We start from the raw sequence: 15228 nt of genomic DNA, 5'->3' as shown, positions 1-15228 counted from the left end.
TGCGGCTTGAGCACAATGGCGCAAAGAGAAGCGCAGGAACGCGAACCTTATTCAAGATTGGCGTGAAACTGCCAAAGCGCGTCCATGTTTATTTGTCGCTTTTCGATCAGCAGGAGCGCGAGGATGTCGCCCAGTAAAAGTAAGGACTGTTCAAAAAGCGAGGTCATCGGCTGTATGGAAGGCGTTTCCGACGGCAGGTTAAGTTTGGTTTTTACCGGGATGCGAATAAACAAATCGCTGACCTCTTTCATACTGCTTTGCGGGTTAGCGCCTATATGCGCAATTTTGGCATGAAAGGTTTTCGCTTTTCGGGCAATCCCTAACGGGAACATGCTCTCACCGCTACCGGAGCCGACAATAAGCAAATCGTTAGCGGTAATCGCCGGTTCCGTTATTTGCCCGACAATACAGGTCTGGATGCCGAGATGCGCCAGGCGCTTGGCTATTGCCTGCAAGGAGAGCAGTACCCGGCCCACGCCGACAAAAAAGACCCGATCTGCGGATTCGATCATCTCCAGCAGTTGCCCGACGCTCTGCGAAGAGACGTTGTCGAGGGTAGCGTTGAGTTCATTAATGACATGGCTTTTATTGAGCTGATAATTCATGCGTTCACTCCCTGATTTTCAACCCGTGCCAGACCTTCTGTCACCGTCTGATCGAGCGTGCGCTTGTTCTCTTTAAGCGTATGTCCGGCAACGAACAACCCCGTACTGCCGAGCACCAGATTAGTGGCACCGGCAGCAATCAGCCCAGGAATAGTGGCAAACGAGACGCGGCCATCGACCTGAATCGCGGTATCAGCCCCGGCCGCTGAAATTTTTGCACGAAGTTGCCGGACTTTTTCCTCTGCATAGGGAACCTGCTGCTCGCTTTTATCGCCGGCAAAGCCTGGATTGATAAGCATCAATAATGCGTAATCAAGTGAAGGTAAAAGGTAGTCGAGCGTGGTCAGACTGGTGGCTGGATTCAGCGCGATTCCCGCCTCAACGTTCTCTTTTTTGATGAGGTTAACCAGTCTGTCGGGATGCAAAGAGGTCTCATAGTGGAAGGCAATACGGTGCACGCCGATATCCAGTACCCGTTTGATAAACCACTCATTATTGACAGACATAATATGGATATCAAAATCCAGACGGGTCTGTTTACGTAGCTGTTTAATCGTCTCCAGCCCCAGCGGCATGCTGGGACTAAAGGCGCTGTCGATAAGGTCGATATGCAACGCATCGACACCCGCCTCTTCAAGCTCCCTGACGGCATGACTTAAGTTAAGTAAATCAGCACACATCAGAGAAGGCGATAAAATGACCGATTTAAACGCCATTTCATTCAATCCTTAGCATTGTTACATAATGCGTTATTTTGCGTGTTTAATAATATTACACGCAAAATAATGCATATCCTATGCAGCCCGAAGTGAACTGTGATCGCGATCGAAAACAATTCTGGACGAGATTAAAATTCAAGGAGTTAACGACAGGATAAGCGGGACGCGCTACCCTTTTCTGGCAGCGATCCACTCCTGCACTTCCATAACAAATTCATCTGGGGCTTTACGATACATTTTCCGCGTGAGATCGAGGATCGTATGTTGAGACAGCGCCTCTTCCATCCGCTGCTGCGCCATATCCATAACTGACCGCACGCCGCAGATCCCTTCGCAGGCCCAGGCGGGAGCCTGCTCATCAAAAACAGCCAGTCGTTGACGGATTTCGCGGCACTCAAAAATCGACTTATCGCCGTCAATGGCCGTAACCACATCCAGCACCGTAATATGTTCTGCGGGCTTCGCCAGTTTAAAACCGCCGCCTTTACCTTCAGTGCTGCTCACCAGTCCAGCCTTTGAAAGCCGGGTAAAGATTTTTGCCAGGTAGTCGTAAGGGACGCTTTGCAGCGCAGCAAGCGCGGCGCGTAATACCGTTGTCGTCTGCGGCGGTGGCTTTACCGGAATTGAGATGGCGATGGAACTACCGGCCCGTTTACGCTGTATTGTTGGCGAGAAAGCTAAGACCAGAGTAGTCGTAGTTGAACGGGGGCCAGCGCCAGGCGGACGTTACAGCCAGGCGCTGCGCGAAGTCATTATGCAGGCGTCCGAAGAACTGGGCGTTGAATGGATGGTTAACGCAGAAGTTGAACAGATTGATGCCGACGGCGTGACCTTAAAAGACGGGCAGAAAATCGCGTCTAAGACGGTGATCTGGACCGTCGGCGTGCAGGCCAATGCGCTCACCGCGCAGATTAGTGCACCGCGAGACGCTCAGGGACGCCTGCACGTAAATCGTCTCCTCCAGGTCGAGGGGCATGATGATATTTATGCCACCGGCGATGTGGCTTATGCCGCAACCGACGATAAGGGCAACCATGCGCTGATGACCTGCCAGCACGCCATTCTGCTCGGTAAGTTTGCCGGGAATAACGCCGCCGCCAGCCTGCTTGCGGTCGAGCCGCTGCCTTATCGTCAGGAAAATTACGTGACCTGTCTGGATCTGGGCGCATGGGGCGCGGTGTATACCGAGGGCTGGGATCAGCAGGTGAAACTGACGCGCGCGGATGCTAAAAAGCTGAAGCTTTCGATTACCAGCGAGTTGATTTATCCGCCGAAAGCGGAAAGAGCGGCGGCGTTTGAGATTGCCGATCCGTTAGCGCCGTTTGTGTAGGGGTGACCTTTTCGTTTAACGCATAGTACGGTGGAATTCTGCCCGGTGGCGCTGCGCTTACCGGGCCTACAACGAGCAAAACCACAACCCAGGCACCAAACCGGATACATGGGTAACCCCCAAACCGGATACATCGGTCACAGATTACGCCAATGATCCGTAGGCCGGGTAAGGCGAAGCCGCCACCCGGCAACGCGACAACTCGGTGGCTTGCGACAACGCGACAACGCGACAATGAGCCGGCTTACCCCGTTACGCCGTCCCCGCATAAATATCAAACCGGTGCCCTTTGGTCACAACCGCGTTCTGGGTGGCGACATTGCCCAGCGGCGGCGCATAATCCGGGCGTTTAACCACCACACGCTTGCTCGCCAGTTGACGCGCAGGCTCCAGCAAGCCATCGGCGTCTAAATCCGGCCCCACCAGCGACTGAAATACCCGCATCTCCTTTTTCACCAGCGCGCTTTTCTGCTTATGCGGAAACATCGGATCGAGGTACACCACCTGCGGACGCGGCGTAATCTCCGCCAGCCCGGTCAGGCTTGAGGCGTGGATCAGCTGCAAACGCTGCTGTAACCAGCCGCCGATTTCCGCATCGGCATAGCCACGCGTCAGGCCGTCGTCCAGCAACGCTGCTACCACCGGGTTACGCTCCAGCATCCGCACCCGACACCCCACCGAGGCCAGCACAAACGCATCGCGTCCCAGCCCCGCCGTGGCATCCACCACATCCGGCAGATAATCGCCCTTAACGCCGACCGCTTTCGCCACCGCCTCGCCGCGACCGCCGCCGAATTTGCGCCGGTGCGCCATCGCCCCGCCGACAAAATCGACGAAAATGCCGCCAAGCTTCGGCTCATCCCGCTTGCGCAGTTCCAGATGTTCCGGCGTCAGCACCAGCGCCATCAGATTATTATCGTCCTGTTCCAGCCCCCAGCGGGCCGCAAGAACAGATAAGGCACCGTCTCCGGTGCCTGTTTCGTCAATCAAGCAGATTTGCACGTAAAATCAGCCTTTGATGCCGTAGTGATCCAGCATCGCATCCAGCTGCGGTTCACGCCCACGGAAGCGTTTGAACAGCTCCATCGGCTCTTCGGAACCACCACGGGTCAGGATGTTATCCAGGAAAGACTGCCCGGTTTCGCGGTTGAAAATCCCCTCTTCTTCAAAGCGGGAGTATGCGTCCGCCGCCAGCACATCAGCCCACAGATAGCTGTAGTAGCCCGCCGCATAGCCGCCCGCGAAGATGTGGCTGAACGCGTGCGGGAAGCGGCCCCAGGCCGGGGACGGCACCACGGCAACTTGCTTTTTAATCTCCGCCAGCGTTTCGAGGATTTTCGCGCCCTGCTCCGGGCTAAATTCAGCGTGCAGGCGGAAGTCAAACAGGCCGAACTCTAGTTGACGCAGAATAAACAGCGCCGCCTGGTAATTTTTCGCCGCCAGCATCTTATCCAGCAGTTCCTTCGGCAGCGGTTCGCCGGTTTCATAATGGCCGGAGATAAACGCCAGCGCATCCGGCTCCCAGCACCAGTTTTCCATAAACTGACTCGGCAGTTCGACCGCATCCCACGGCACGCCGCTGATACCGGAAACGCCTGCGGTTTCGATTCGAGTCAGCATATGGTGCAGACCGTGACCGAATTCATGAAACAGGGTGATCACTTCATCATGGGTAAACAGCGCCGGTTTGCCGTTGACCGGACGGTTGAAGTTACAGGTCAGATAAGCAACTGGTTTTTGCAGCGTGCCGTCCGCTTTACGCATCTGGCCCACGCAATCATCCATCCATGCCCCACCGCGCTTGTGTTCACGCGCATAGAGGTCAAGGTAGAAGCTGCCGCGCAGTTCGTTTTTGTCGTCATACAGTTCGAAGAACCGCACGTCCGGATGCCAGACGTCGATGTCTTTGCGTTCTTTAGCAGTGATGCCATAAATACGTTTCACCACTTCAAACAGACCGTTAACCGTTTTCTCTTCCGGGAAATAAGGGCGCAGCTGCTCATCGCTGATGCTGTACAGATGCTGTTTTTGTTTTTCGCTGTAGTACGCGATATCCCACGGCTGGAGTTCGTCCACGCCATACTCCGCTTTCGCAAAGGCGCGCAGCTGAGCCAGTTCTTTCTCACCCTGCGGACGGGCGCGTTTGGCGAGATCGGTCAGGAAGTCCAGTACCTGCTGCGGGTTTTCCGCCATTTTAGTTGCCAGCGATTTATAGGCGTAGTTTTCGAAGCCCAGCAGTTGCGCCAGCTCGTGACGCAGGGCGAGGATTTCCGCCATAATTGGGCCGTTATCCCACTTACCGGCATTTGGTCCCTGATCGGAAGCGCGGGTGCCGTAGGCGCGGTACATCTCTTCACGCAGCGCCTGATTGTCGCAGTAGGTCAGCACCGGCAGATAGCTCGGGATATCCAGCGTTAACAGATAACCTTCCTGCTCTTTGGCTTCGGCCTGCGCTTTTGCTGCGGCCAGCGCGCTTTCTGGCATTCCGGCGAGTTCAGATTCATCGGTGATGAGCTTCGTCCAGCCCATCGTCGCATCCAGCACGTTATTGCTGTAGATATTCCCCAGTTCAGATTTGCGGGTCGCGATCTCGCCGTAGCGTTTCTGCTTCTCTTTCGGCAGCCCGATACCGGACAGTTCAAAATCGCGCAGCGCGTTATCGACCGCTTTCTTCTCTGGTGCCGTCAGCGAGGCATAGTGATCGCCATCGCGCAGGTCGCGGTATGCCTTGTAAAGCCCTTCGTGCTGCCCGACCCAGGTACTGTACTCAGAGAGCAGCGGCAGGGTTTGCTCGTAAGCTTCGCGCAGTTCCGGGCTATTTTGTACCGAATTCAGATGGCTGATGGGCGAAAAGATCCGCCCCAGCACGTCATCCGTCTCCGCCAGCGGCTGACACAAATTCTCCCACGTATACGGCGCACCGTGCGCCACCACGCTTTCGACCGTGGCGCGGCAGTCATCCAGCGCTTTGGTGACAGCAGGAACCACATGTTCAGGTTTGATTGCAGAGAAAGGCGGGAGATCGAAAGGCGTCAATAAAGGGTTGGTCATATGCGCGGTCCTGTTGGATAGGGTAAATGAAGCGCACGTTCCGGCGCTTATCTGTTAGATCTAGCATGGGGCTAAGTGTAGAGAATTTCAATGGCGAGCGTGGCGGGAAGCTCACTATAATGTCACTCTCGCACCTTGATACAGGAAGTGCTCATGGCAGCGTTTTTACCGCTTATTGTTTTGCTCGTCATCCTTTATCTGGTGACCAAAAAACTGTCGCATACCCGGCCTGCGGATGCTCCCAATGGCCCGGGCGATCGCAAATTAATTTCTTCATCGTCGTTTCTGCTGCGCATCTTCGGCAGTTCTCGTAGCTATAAGGCGAGTTATTACTTTGATACCGAGAGCTTTTATGAAGTCACCGACGCGAACACCACTACCATTCCACTGACCGCTATCACCGGGGTAAAACGCGAATCGACTGAAGTTAATAACCGCTCTGTCTGGTCGGTGAGCTGGTCAATTAACGGCCAGCAGAAGCAGGCGCGCTTTCTGCATAATTACACCCTGTTTAACCGCAGCTTTGCGGTATTTCTGGAGGCCGTGAAGCAGGCCAACCCGAACGCCAGCGTCAGCAAGCTTACGCTTTTTACGTTATGACCGGTTTGGGCAGAATTAAAAGTACCAGGGCGGTAATCATGACGGATCTACGGTAAACTGTTCGTCATTGTGTTCACTTCCCGGAATTCGCTTTTTTATGCTCAGTTATCGCCACAGCTTTCACGCTGGCAACCATGCCGACGTCCTCAAACATACCGTTCAGACTCTGATCATTGAATCGCTGAAAGAGAAAGATAAACCGTTTCTCTATCTGGACACCCATGCGGGCGCGGGACGTTATCAGTTAAGTGGCGAATACGCCGAGCGCACTGGCGAGTATCTCGAAGGCATCGCGCGCATCTGGCAGCAGGACGACCTGCCTGCCGAGATGGAGCCGTACATCAATGTAGTTGAGCACTTCAACCGTAGCGGTCAGCTTCGTTACTACCCTGGTTCGCCGCTGATCGCCCGCCAGTTGCTGCGCGAGCATGACAGCCTGCACATGACTGAACTGCATCCGAGCGATTTCCCGCTGCTGCGCGGCGAGTTTCAGAAAGATAACCGCGCCCGCGTGGAACGCGCCGACGGCTATCAGCAGTTAAAATCCAAACTGCCACCCGCATCACGTCGCGGCCTGATCCTCATCGACCCGCCGTATGAAATTAAATCCGACTATCAGGCGGTCGTAAGCGGTATCCACGAAGGCTACAAACGTTTTGCCACCGGCACTTACGCGCTGTGGTATCCGGTGGTGCTGCGCCAGCAAATCAAGCGCATGCTTAAAGAGCTGGAAGCGACCGGGATTCGCCGCATTCTGCAAATCGAGCTGGCGGTACGTCCGGACAGCGACCGGCACGGTATGACCGCTTCCGGCATGATTGTGATTAACCCACCGTGGAAGCTGGAACAGCAGATGAATAACGTGCTGCCGTGGCTGCACAACAAACTGGTGCCGACCGGTATCGGACACGCCACCGTAAGCTGGGTCGTCCCGGAGTAATCGCAACCATCGGTGGACGCTGTCCAATCGCGCGCTACAATCCACTTATTTCTGCGGATGCGCCTGGCGTATCCGCCCCTTTCAGGTTAAGGAACGGTCATGACGAAACATTACGACTACGTTGCCATCGGCGGCGGCAGCGGTGGCATTGCCTCCATCAACCGTGCGGCCATGTACGGCCAGAAATGCGCGCTGATTGAAGCCAAAGCGCTGGGCGGCACCTGCGTGAACGTCGGTTGCGTGCCGAAGAAAGTCATGTGGCATGCGGCGCAGATCCGCGAAGCGATCCATCTGTACGGCCCGGATTATGGTTTTGATACCACGATTAACCACTTTAACTGGGACACGCTCATCGCCAGCCGTACCGCCTACATCGATCGTATTCATACCTCATACGATAACGTGCTGGGGAAAAATCAGGTCGATGTTATTAAGGGTTTCGCCCGTTTTATCGATGCAAAAACGCTGGAAGTGAACGGCGAGACGATCACCGCCGATCACATCCTGATCGCTACCGGCGGCCGTCCGATCCATCCGGATATTCCGGGCGCGGAATACGGCATCGACTCCGATGGGTTCTTTGAACTGCCTGCACTGCCTGAACGTGTCGCGGTCGTTGGCGCAGGCTATATCGCCGTCGAACTGGCTGGGGTTATTAATGGCCTCGGCGCAGAAGCGCATTTGTTTGTGCGTAAACACGCGCCGCTGCGCAGCTTCGATAACATGCTGTCCGAAACGCTGGTGGAAGTCATGAACGCCGAAGGCCCGACGCTGCATACCCATGCGGTGCCGAAGGCGGTAGTGAAAAATGCCGACGGCAGCCTGACGCTTGATCTGGAAGATGGCCGCTCGCAGACGGTGGACTGTCTGATTTGGGCAGTGGGACGCGAACCTGCCACGAACAATTTCAACCTGGCCGCGACAGGCGTGCGCACCAGTAAAAAAGGCCATATTGAGGTCGATAAATACCAGAACACCAGCGTGGAAGGTATTTATGCTGTGGGCGACGTCACCGGCGCGATTGAACTAACTCCCGTCGCCGTCGCCGCAGGCCGCCGCCTCTCCGAGCGCCTGTTTAACAATAAGCCGGATGAGCATCTCGACTACAGCAATGTACCGACCGTGGTGTTCAGCCATCCGCCGATTGGCACCGTCGGGCTGAGCGAAGAGAAGGCGCGTGAAGAGTACGGCGACGATGCGGTTAAGGTGTATAAATCGTCCTTTACGGCGATGTATACCGCCGTCACCTCTCACCGCCAGCCGTGCCGCATGAAGCTGGTCTGCATCGGGCCGGAGGAAAAAATCGTCGGTATCCATGGTATTGGCTACGGCATGGATGAAATGCTGCAAGGCTTTGCGGTGGCGCTGAAGATGGGCGCAACGAAAAAAGATTTCGATAATACCGTCGCCATCCACCCGACCGGAGCGGAAGAGTTTGTGACGATGCGGTAAGGTCTAAAACGCTCTGGAACTCTTTAATCTCAAAAAAAGGTATAACCAGGCCAGTGACTTTCTGGCCTGGTTATACAGCACAAGGTATTAGCCTCTCACTTATCTTCTAAGAACACACCCGCAGAGCGCTTCTGCGCTGACAACAATGAAGGATCAGTGATTTAAACTGTTCTCCGGCATGTAAATCCTGGGCCAATCTATATTCGAATGAAATCCGGGCCGATAATGGCTACGATCCGGGCACTACTGGTCAGACGGACTATTTTCCGCTGTCCAAGCCCGCGTAGCAGTTTTCTGACTTCCCTGCTGCGTCTGATGTTCAGGCCGTTTGCCAGTTGCTGACGTTCGGTAAAACTCAACAGTCCGTCCAGAGTGGCCAGCGCTTCAAAGCGGATGTGGTGCCCTTCGTTCAGAAACGCCGCATGCCGGGAAGGACTGAGCCACTTTAGCGCTTCCAGCATATCGTCCCAGGCTCTGCGCAGCAGTTGCAGAGAGGCCTGAAGACCGTACACTGGACGGCTATAATCCGGGACACCAGTCACTGGATCGATCTCCTGAAATTTCCAGATAGCTTCATGATGCGCCAGACGATTACGCAGATCGCGGATACGGAAAAATTTCTTTTCCAGCACATGACGGGGAGTTCCGGCTGGCGTACCGGGGAAGACGGTTGACAACAGTGGGGGCCACAGCAGTGAACGGTTCCGGGGCTCATCATAATTTTTGGTCAGAAAATTAGTCCAGAAACCGAAATCCAGCCCGGAAATGACCCGCTCAGCCGTCGGAATTTTTCCCGCATCACGGATCCGTTTGGATACTTTGCGGATACAGTCTTCTTCCCAGGCCGTCCGGTCGTAAATGGGCTTGCCGTTACGAAACAACGTCTGACCACGCGCATCGGTTTTGTAACGTTTGTTCTGACGTACCCAGATTTTGTCGCCTATGTAGCGAGGTAAATCGAATATCCAGTTGGCATCGGTGCGCCAGTGCCCAACGGCACCGGGTAGCGGCTCATGACGAATACTGTAATCAATTGCATTACGCAACGTCACCTCAAGGCAGTGCATGAGTGGCTGCATAGCTGCGGCAACTGCCTTGTTCCAGTTATAGCCACCCAACTCCTCGCCGTGTTTAAGCTTCAGTATGTCGGTATAAATATTTAGCCGCTCAGACGAAATATAATCTTCCAACTGCATATCGCCCTCCCGGGGACAGGTTGACGGGCAAATCCAATACTGGTAAATTTATCCCATCAAGGCGCGGATTTCTTCGGACCCGTGCGTAAAAGTTAGTACTGGAAAAGCCACCTTAGGGTGGCTTTTCTCGTTTCTGAAGCTCAGAGTATTTGCTGTTCTGGCTTGAGCGGTGATTGCCGCATCAGTATTAGCGGGAACGTGGTGTATGGTCGGCGATGAAACTGTTGCTGTTTTATCTTTTCGGGTTTCAGTGACCCAATCCATCTCCGCTAGCAGAAACGCTCCCTGTACTGGATGCATCATATAGCTTACAGCTTTGCTTTTCATTTTGTTTTAACCAATGATCAGGTTCTGCATCTCTATCTTTCTCTCTGAATTTTTATACATCCGAACAACACAGCGACAACAGCGGTTATTTAGTAACCCAATTTTACACTCCACCTCACTGCCCCCGGTTCCATCCTGACACCCATACAGATATAATATGTTCTTACCCTTTTCACCCGGCCCAATGCCGTAAAGTAATTACTCTGAAAGTGAAAGCGGGCCAACAATAACGATTCCCATTTTTCCTGTTTATTAACAGCGACCTGAACGTTTTTTGCTCTTTACTTGCTCACGAAGAAGTGTGATCCACCGCACATTTTGCCGATCAATGATCGCGTCGAATGTCTACCCTTAAAGATGAACCGGGCTATACCCGTGTATTAAAACGACCTAATCCGGAGGTTTTTGTCATTATGCTCAACCAGAAAATGCGCAGTGTGGAGGAAGAGTTGTTGATAGATTTGCATCTCAACTACGCAACCGATCCATGCGAATTAAAACTGGATGAAATGACCGAGGTCGAGCCGGAGCCGGAGATGATCGAAGGGTTTCCCGACTCTGACGCCCTGACGCCTGCCGATCGCTATCTCGAACTCTTTGAGCATGTGCAGTCCACGCGTATTTTTGCCGACAGCAAAACGTTTCCGGACTGTGCACCGAAAATCGATCCGCTGGATATTCTTATCCGCTACCGCCGGGTTAAACGCCGGCCGGGGTTTGATCTGCGCGAGTTTGTTAATGCACACTTCTGGTTGCCACAGGATTACAGTAAGGAATACATTTCGAATCCTGAGCACTCCCTGAAAGAGCATATCGATAACCTCTGGCCAACGTTGACGCGCGAACCGCAGGATCATATCCCGTGGTCGTCGTTGCTCGCCCTGCCCCAGGCTTACATCGTGCCGGGCGGACGTTTTAGCGAAACCTACTACTGGGACTCCTATTTCACTATGCTGGGGCTGGCGGAAAGCGGCCGGGGCGATCTGCTGAAATGTATGGCGGATAACTTCGCCTGGATGATCGAAATGTACGGTCATATTCCCAACGGCAACCGTACCTATTATCTGAGCCGTTCCCAGCCGCCGGTGTTTGCCCTGATGGTTGAACTTTTCGAAGAAGATGGCGTGCGCGGTGCGCGTCGTTACCTCGACCACCTGCTGATGGAATACAACTTCTGGATGGACGGTGCAGACTCGCTGATGCTGAATCAGGGCTATCGCCATGTGGTGCGTATGCCTAACGGCGCGCTGCTTAACCGCTATTGGGACGATCGCGATACGCCGCGTGATGAATCCTGGCTTGAGGACGTGGAAACCGCGAAACACTCCAGCCGTCCGGCGAGTGAGGTGTATCGTGACCTGCGCGCCGGTGCAGCATCCGGCTGGGATTACTCTTCCCGCTGGCTGCGCGATACTGATCGTCTCGCCAGCATCAGGACAACGCAGTTCATCCCTGTCGACCTGAACGCTTTCCTGTTCAAGCTGGAAAGCACTATCGCCAATATCTCCGGCCTGAAGGGAGACCGGGAAACAGAAACAAAATTCCGCCAGAAGGCGGCTGAGCGTCGCGCTGCCATAACCCATTATCTGTGGGATGAAAAAGACGGTTGCTTCCGTGACTATGACTGGCGACGCGAGCAGCAGGCGCGGTTTTCAGCGGCCAGTATTGTTCCGCTGTACACCGGAATGGCAACGCATGAGCAGGCAGACCGCCTTGCTGAGGTTGTGCGTGCGCGTCTGCTCACGCCGGGCGGGCTTATGGCCAGCGATTATGAAAGCGGCGAACAGTGGGACAAACCCAACGGCTGGGCACCGCTACAATGGATGGCGATCCAGGGCTTTAAGCTTTACGGCAATGATGCGTTGGGCGATGAGATCGCCCATTGTTGGCTGAAAACAGTCAACCACGTTTACCAGCAGCATCATAAGCTGGTTGAGAAATATCATATTGCCAACAGCACGCCGCAAGAGGGTGGCGGTGGTGAATACCCGTTGCAGGACGGCTTCGGCTGGACAAACGGTGTGGTACGCCGTCTGATTGCACTGTATGGCGAACCGCCGCGCGACTAGTGCACCTCATTGTAAATCGCAGTCTGGATCGCCAGCCATTGTTTATTCTGCGCGTCCGGCTGCGCCTTTGCCCGCCGTCTTGCCTGTTCAGTATCATAACGCTGCCGCTCAACGACCGCCGGTGCGGTACAGAAAGTCTGAAGATACTCCTTACGCATCGACGTTAACGCATCGCCCTGCGCCATCGCGGCACCCACGGTGGTCATAAAGCGGCGGCAGGGCCTTCTCTCATCCATTTGCAGACGGTAACGCAACAGCAGCATCAGTACCTTATCATTCCCGGCCGCGTGAGCGGCTTCGGTCCACGAAAGCTTCCAGTTCATTCCGCCGCGCAGAAAAAGCTGCGTCACCTGCGCGTCATTACGATCGATAGCAGAACGCAGATTGCTGGTATCCCAGGTAATGCCCATGCTGGTCAGTTGTTCACGCGGGGAGGCCGGTTCGCGTTCCACCTTAACGCCGCTCCCGGTGCTTTGCGCGCTGGCTTGCGGCGTGGCGCTACTCTGATTGATCATCCATAATCCGCCGCCACACATGCCCAGCACGGTAATACCAACCAGCGCCCACAACACCACGGAAATAAGCCGATCGCGCTCCTGCGCCGAGCGTTTGCGCCGGGGTTCGGGCCGCTCAATGCTGTCGCTGATTTCGGTATTGTCGCCGCCGGAAAGCCGATCTTTCTTACGTGCAGCCTCCCAGAAATCCTCAAGCTCGCTCTCCTGCCGGGAGATAAACGCGGCAGGATTGACGCGAGTTTGATTACGCGCAAAGGCTTGCTGAACCGGGGCGATAATTTGTTGACTGTAGTGATCGAGCAGCGCTCGCTGCGCCAGACTTAGCGGTTCTCCGGCAATAACTTTATTACGGATCTGCCGGCAGTCTTCGAGAAAATGTTGCAGCGTGGCGCGCGGTTCCACAAACAAACTGAGTGTAGACGGGTCGTTGAACAGCGGGGCATAGTGGCGGGCAAACTCTTTTTTATCGACCAGCATCAGGGCCAGCTCGCTAAAACGCATTCCGCTCAGCACATCGTGACGTTCACCCAATTTGAGCCAGCGTCGCACCTTGTCGGCACCAAACTGTATTTTTAGCTGGTTATTAAGACGCACCGGATCGGGCCAGGCCTGAGCGATCAAGGCTTTGAGCGTCAATTCCAGGGTGCGTAATTGCCCCTGGGCCTGCTGCTGAGCGTGAGCCTCTGTCTCTTCCGGCGCGGAGAATTTCAACAGCGGCTGCTTCTGGCGCAGGTACTCCAGCTCCGTCACGAAACGCAGAGCGACAATCAACTGATGATGACTCACCTCTTGCCCGCGTTCATACTGCGGAACCCACTGCTGGAGATGACGTAAGTGCAACGTAAAACGGCTCATCTGGGCATCATTCAGATTAAGCCTTTGCGCGACGCTGGCCCAGCCGCCAAGGCTCAGGCGAGCCTGATCCAGCTGTTCCAGAAACCAGCGCGGATCCTTTCCCTCCGTCACCTTAACGTTAAGCAGGAGCAAAATTTCAAGCGACGCCTGGCGAATGATCGCAAGGCAGTGTTCAAACTGCTCACGAATCTGGTGTGATGTACTGGTGACCATTCTCTTTCTCGCGCCGCCTAAAGTTGAACCCCGTGGTAAAGTGCGGTTAAAAGATATAACAAATTCTGTTTCAATACAGTGATCTATACACCTCCATAACGGCATTTTTTTGTCTGCGAATTCACCCTGGGCCATCTGGCAAGTGTTTCCCCTCCGCGCTTTACCTTAGACTGCCCGGCAGTAACAAGAGGAAATAACTATGGCGCAGCAACCGTTGACGATCAGTCTGGCAGGCATTGAGCTGATAAAAAAATATCAGGGCCTTAACCTTGAACAATATCAGGATGAAAGTGGACTGTGGGTGATTGGCTATGGGCATATGATCGCCTGCTATGAAAACTTTGCCGGGCCGCTAACGCCGGAAACGGCTGAAGCCCTGTTAATTCTGGATATTCAGCGCTGCCAGTGTTTGCTGCAACAGTGCCTGGAAATTAGTCTGAATCAGCCGCAATATGACGCCCTGGTTTCTCTGGCATTGAGCTGTGGTAATGAAGCGTTTTACCAGTCAGCGATCCTCAAACATATTAATGCCCAACAGTTCGATAAGGCGCTGACAGAATGGGAAAAAGCGATTGTGCTTAATGGAAGGAAGATTCACAGCCTGACGCCGCAACGTCAGGCTGAATGCGCGTTATTTCTTCAGGGTGGTGAAGTCATCACGCTTTAGTGGCAGCTTGTCTCGTTAAACATCATCGCTGCCTGAGTGCGATTTTTAACATCAAGGCGGCGGTAAATAGATTCAAGGTGCGCCTTAACCGTGCCGGCGCTGATATTCAGCGTGCGGCTAATTTGTTTATTGGAATCACCTGCGGCCAGTAGCTTCAGTATTTCGCGCTGCCGGCTACTAAGGTGCTGTAACTCTTGATCGTTTTCACTTTCTTCATGTGTTACCAGCCAGTCGCCCGGCAGACACATCAATCCCATTGCCACACTATTAATGGCTACCGCGAACTTATCAGGCTCTGAATCGCGCTGTACAACCGCCAGGACGTTATAACGCAACGCGTCCTGTAACCACTCTTTCGTACAGTCAGACGTTACTAATAGCACCCGGCACTGGGGAAAACGCTCGTTTTTCTCCTGAAGGACGGACTGGCAGAGATCACGATCCATATCACCATCGAGGATTAAAATAGCCTCGGGGCGATCCTCCAGACAACGCCACAGATCCTCTGCCTGACTGAGTCCCTGGATATCTATTTCCGGAATCAACTCCTGTAAACTTATCTTCATTCCATGTATAAATATTGACTGCCTGTCAAACATGATTACCTGCATTACTCTTTCTCCATCGAAAAGCTATTGACCCATAAGCATGGTGGAAGGGTATTCTCAGCAAACTGAAATAAATACTTG

12 protein-coding genes and 2 pseudogenes are annotated in these 15228 nt (G+C 54.1%); 6 read left to right on the top strand and 8 right to left on the bottom strand.

Going from position 1 to position 15228, the window contains the following annotated elements; translation table 11 throughout:
* Positions 1-47 precede the first annotated feature (47 nt).
* The 3 genes and pseudogenes from hxlB to ACMGGS_RS07870 all read right to left on the bottom strand — a co-directional run.
* Positions 48-605 (bottom strand): 6-phospho-3-hexuloisomerase, encoded by a 558-nt coding sequence (gene hxlB, locus ACMGGS_RS07880; protein ID WP_414165669.1) that lies wholly within the window; start codon positions 603-605, stop codon positions 48-50.
* Positions 602-1321: a ribulose-phosphate 3-epimerase gene (locus ACMGGS_RS07875; protein ID WP_414165668.1), complete on the bottom strand. Its 720-nt coding sequence runs from the start codon at positions 1319-1321 to the stop codon at positions 602-604. Before ACMGGS_RS07875 ends, hxlB begins: the two co-directional genes overlap by 4 nt.
* A gap of 171 nt (positions 1322-1492) precedes the next feature.
* A pseudogene (locus ACMGGS_RS07870) lies at positions 1493-1900 on the bottom strand (RrF2 family transcriptional regulator); the annotation flags it as partial.
* Here ACMGGS_RS07870 and ACMGGS_RS07865 point away from each other — a divergent pair.
* A pseudogene (locus ACMGGS_RS07865) lies at positions 1899-2654 on the top strand (NAD(P)/FAD-dependent oxidoreductase); the annotation flags it as partial. The pseudogenes ACMGGS_RS07870 and ACMGGS_RS07865 sit on opposite strands and share 2 nt — an antisense overlap.
* A 252-nt stretch (positions 2655-2906) precedes the next feature.
* On the opposite strand, the gene rsmJ reads toward ACMGGS_RS07865, so the two are convergent.
* Both rsmJ and prlC read right to left on the bottom strand, forming a co-directional pair.
* Positions 2907-3656 carry a 16S rRNA (guanine(1516)-N(2))-methyltransferase RsmJ gene (rsmJ, locus tag ACMGGS_RS07860; protein WP_414165667.1) on the bottom strand — a complete coding sequence of 250 codons (750 nt, stop codon included), beginning with the start codon at positions 3654-3656 and terminating at the stop codon, positions 2907-2909.
* 6 nt (positions 3657-3662) lie between these two features.
* Positions 3663-5705 (bottom strand): oligopeptidase A, encoded by a 2043-nt coding sequence (gene prlC / locus ACMGGS_RS07855; protein ID WP_414165666.1) that lies wholly within the window; start codon positions 5703-5705, stop codon positions 3663-3665.
* A gap of 153 nt (positions 5706-5858) precedes the next feature.
* Between prlC and ACMGGS_RS07850 the strand changes: the two genes are divergently transcribed.
* The 3 genes from ACMGGS_RS07850 (at position 5859) to gorA (ending at position 8697) form a co-directional block, all read left to right on the top strand.
* Entirely contained in the window at positions 5859-6305 is a 447-nt protein-coding gene (locus ACMGGS_RS07850; RefSeq protein ID WP_414165665.1) for a hypothetical protein, read from the top strand.
* 97 nt (positions 6306-6402) lie between these two features.
* Positions 6403-7245 carry a 23S rRNA (adenine(2030)-N(6))-methyltransferase RlmJ gene (locus ACMGGS_RS07845; protein WP_414165664.1) on the top strand — a complete coding sequence of 281 codons (843 nt, stop codon included), beginning with the start codon at positions 6403-6405 and terminating at the stop codon, positions 7243-7245.
* A 99-nt stretch (positions 7246-7344) separates the two neighbouring features.
* A complete protein-coding gene (gene gorA / locus ACMGGS_RS07840) occupies positions 7345-8697 on the top strand; it encodes a glutathione-disulfide reductase (protein ID WP_414165663.1) in 1353 nt (450 codons plus the stop codon).
* Positions 8698-8894: 197 nt separating this feature from the next.
* Here the strand turns inward: gorA and ACMGGS_RS07835 are convergent, their stop codons facing one another.
* The gene (locus ACMGGS_RS07835) at positions 8895-9893 is read right to left on the bottom strand and encodes a CAAX protease (RefSeq protein ID WP_414165662.1); all 999 of its coding nucleotides are present in this window, start codon (positions 9891-9893) and stop codon (positions 8895-8897) included.
* Positions 9894-10633: 740 nt separating this feature from the next.
* Between ACMGGS_RS07835 and ACMGGS_RS07830 the strand changes: the two genes are divergently transcribed.
* Complete coding sequence (locus ACMGGS_RS07830; RefSeq protein ID WP_414166224.1) at positions 10634-12289, top strand: alpha,alpha-trehalase; 1656 nt, start codon at positions 10634-10636, stop codon at positions 12287-12289.
* Here the strand turns inward: ACMGGS_RS07830 and ACMGGS_RS07825 are convergent.
* A complete protein-coding gene (locus ACMGGS_RS07825; RefSeq protein WP_414165661.1) occupies positions 12286-13872 on the bottom strand; it encodes an STY4199 family HEPN domain-containing protein in 1587 nt (528 codons plus the stop codon). The two genes, ACMGGS_RS07830 and ACMGGS_RS07825, sit on opposite strands and share 4 nt — an antisense overlap.
* A gap of 199 nt (positions 13873-14071) precedes the next feature.
* Between ACMGGS_RS07825 and ACMGGS_RS07820 the strand changes: the two genes are divergently transcribed.
* Positions 14072-14539 carry a lysozyme gene (locus ACMGGS_RS07820; RefSeq protein ID WP_414165660.1) on the top strand — a complete coding sequence of 156 codons (468 nt, stop codon included), beginning with the start codon at positions 14072-14074 and terminating at the stop codon, positions 14537-14539.
* Here ACMGGS_RS07820 and ACMGGS_RS07815 read toward each other — a convergent pair.
* On the bottom strand, positions 14536-15150 hold the full coding sequence (locus ACMGGS_RS07815) for a LuxR C-terminal-related transcriptional regulator (protein ID WP_414165659.1): 615 nt from the start codon (positions 15148-15150) through the stop codon (positions 14536-14538). The genes ACMGGS_RS07820 and ACMGGS_RS07815 overlap by 4 nt on opposite strands.
* Positions 15151-15228: the final 78 nt, after the last annotated feature.

This window comes from Superficieibacter sp. BNK-5, from assembly GCF_047456055.1.
Classification (GTDB): domain Bacteria; phylum Pseudomonadota; class Gammaproteobacteria; order Enterobacterales; family Enterobacteriaceae; genus Superficieibacter.
Note: the sequence above shows the minus strand (reverse complement) of the source record. Positions and strands in the feature narration are given on the sequence as shown.

Coding starts and splice junctions, on each gene's coding strand:
- ACMGGS_RS07820 (WP_414165660.1), top strand. CDS start 14,072: ATGGCGCAGCAACCGTTGACGATCAGTCTGGCAGGCATTGAGCTGATA.
- prlC (WP_414165666.1), bottom strand. CDS start 5,705: ATGACCAACCCTTTATTGACGCCTTTCGATCTCCCGCCTTTCTCTGCA.
- ACMGGS_RS07825 (WP_414165661.1), bottom strand. CDS start 13,872: ATGGTCACCAGTACATCACACCAGATTCGTGAGCAGTTTGAACACTGC.
- hxlB (WP_414165669.1), bottom strand. CDS start 605: ATGAATTATCAGCTCAATAAAAGCCATGTCATTAATGAACTCAACGCT.
- ACMGGS_RS07830 (WP_414166224.1), top strand. CDS start 10,634: ATGCTCAACCAGAAAATGCGCAGTGTGGAGGAAGAGTTGTTGATAGAT.
- ACMGGS_RS07850 (WP_414165665.1), top strand. CDS start 5,859: ATGGCAGCGTTTTTACCGCTTATTGTTTTGCTCGTCATCCTTTATCTG.
- ACMGGS_RS07815 (WP_414165659.1), bottom strand. CDS start 15,150: ATGCAGGTAATCATGTTTGACAGGCAGTCAATATTTATACATGGAATG.
- ACMGGS_RS07835 (WP_414165662.1), bottom strand. CDS start 9,893: ATGCAGTTGGAAGATTATATTTCGTCTGAGCGGCTAAATATTTATACC.
- ACMGGS_RS07845 (WP_414165664.1), top strand. CDS start 6,403: ATGCTCAGTTATCGCCACAGCTTTCACGCTGGCAACCATGCCGACGTC.
- gorA (WP_414165663.1), top strand. CDS start 7,345: ATGACGAAACATTACGACTACGTTGCCATCGGCGGCGGCAGCGGTGGC.
- ACMGGS_RS07875 (WP_414165668.1), bottom strand. CDS start 1,321: ATGGCGTTTAAATCGGTCATTTTATCGCCTTCTCTGATGTGTGCTGAT.